The organism is Acidobacteriota bacterium (assembly GCA_034211275.1).
Lineage (GTDB): Bacteria > Acidobacteriota > Thermoanaerobaculia > Multivoradales > JAHZIX01 > JAGQSE01.
In genome coordinates this window covers 1-1,754 of the sequence record JAXHTF010000383.1, presented here as the reverse complement: position 1 = coordinate 1,754, position 1,754 = coordinate 1, and the positions used below count along the sequence as shown (strand labels likewise).

Genomic DNA, 1,754 nt, shown 5'->3' with positions numbered 1-1,754 from the left:
CCGGGCGTCTCGCGCTCAAGGGGCAGAAGGAGGAATCTTTGCCGGCGATGCCCTGCCGACGCGCCCAGCCCTGAAAAATCCACCAATTGAGCATTTAAGACTTGACCGGCCGAGATTCTCGGATCTAGGATCCTCCCGTATTTGCTGATCTCATCCCGTGGCGGTGCCTTGCGAACCGCCGGCTCCGGCGGCTATTCCCGTCGACCCCAGGCACCGCATTCCCAGCAGTCTCCGTTTCCGGCCTGCCGGCGATGCCCCCTGCGTGGCCGTCGCCTGGCAGCTGTGATGCCTCGGACGGATGTCCTACGCCAGCTCCGCCAGCGGTTGCTGGCAGCTCATGGCATGGGGCTTCGATCCGAATTCTTCGACTGTCTGATTAGGAGCCTCCATCCCATGCGCAAGATGTCGTTGTTCTCGGTCTCGATGCTCTCCCTCGCAGCCCTCACCGCCGGCGCCGGTCCCATCGCCCACCAGGCCCAAGACGGTGCCCAGGACATCCACTTCCTCGACGAGGACGGCAAGATCACCCGCGGCAAGCGCTGCGCCGTGGCCAGTCCAGCGGCGGAAGAGGTGGCGAAGATCCAGACCGAAGTGGACGCCTGGCTCGACCAATTCGGCGGCTACGCTCCCGAAGTGGCCATCAACATCCCGGTGGCCTTCCACGTCGTCCACGCCTCCAGCGGCGAGGGCAACATCCCCACCAGCTGGATCAACTCCCAGATTTCAGTGCTCAACAGCGCCTACGCCGGCACCGGCTTTTCCTTCACCCTCGCCAGCATCGACCGCACTCAGAGCAACTCCTGGTTCACCGGCTGCTACAACCGCAGCCGCGAGCGGCAGATGAAACAAGCCCTCAACATCAGCCCGGCGACCACCCTCAACATTTACACCTGCAAGCCCAGCGGCGGCATTCTGGGCTGGGCCTACTTCCCCAACTCCTATTCCGAGAGCAGCTATTGGCATGGCACCGTGCTCCTCTACTCCACCCTGCCCGGCGGCTCCGCGGCGCCCTACAACCTGGGCGACACCGGCACCCACGAGGTCGGCCACTACCTGGGCCTCTACCACACCTTCCAGAACGGCTGCTCCTCCCCCGGTGACTCGGTCTCCGACACTCCCTACGAAGCCAGCCCCGCCTTTGGCTGCCCCGTGGGCCGGAACACCTGCTCCAGCGCCGGTCTGGACCCGATCTACAACTTCATGGACTACACCGACGACGCCTGCATGAACCAATTCACCGCCGGTCAGACCAGCCGGATGCAGTCCATGGTGGCGCTCTACAAGCCCAGCCTGTAAGCGACAAAACCCTTCGGGAGGGGCGCCCCGGCGTCCCTCCCATCCCCACCCTCAGCCATCCCTCCTCCGACGGCGCATCCGCGCTGACTCGGCCAGGCCGAGTTTTTCTCAATTTTTTTGCCCTCTCCTGTCCCAAGTTACGGAAGTCCGAGCACTCCAAGGCAGAGTACGCAGAGACGTATCTCGGTGCAGGCCTGAAGAGGTGAGCCACCCGCGGCATGAAGCTAAAGACATCGCCGTCGGAGGGTGAGACCTCTTTCAGACCACTTTTTCCGAGTCAAGATGGGGAGTTGCGAGGGGAGTTTGGACTCTGAATCGGTGGAAGCTTGCCCTTCTGTTTTAGTAATGCCCAAGGGGCTTAGTGGTGCCGTATCGCAAGATCCGAATGGCGCCGGCTCCGAGAGGATCTCGAAACCCGATGCACCGTCCGAACAAGGAGAAATCCATGAAGCAGTTTG

General features: G+C 62.7%; 1 protein-coding gene. It reads left to right on the top strand.

Features of this window, described 5'->3' with window-relative positions; genetic code table 11:
- Nucleotides 1-393 precede the first annotated feature (393 nt).
- Nucleotides 394-1,296, top strand: coding sequence for a zinc metalloprotease (locus tag SX243_26190; protein MDY7096477.1), 903 nt, complete (start codon nt 394-396; stop codon nt 1,294-1,296).
- Nucleotides 1,297-1,754: the final 458 nt, after the last annotated feature.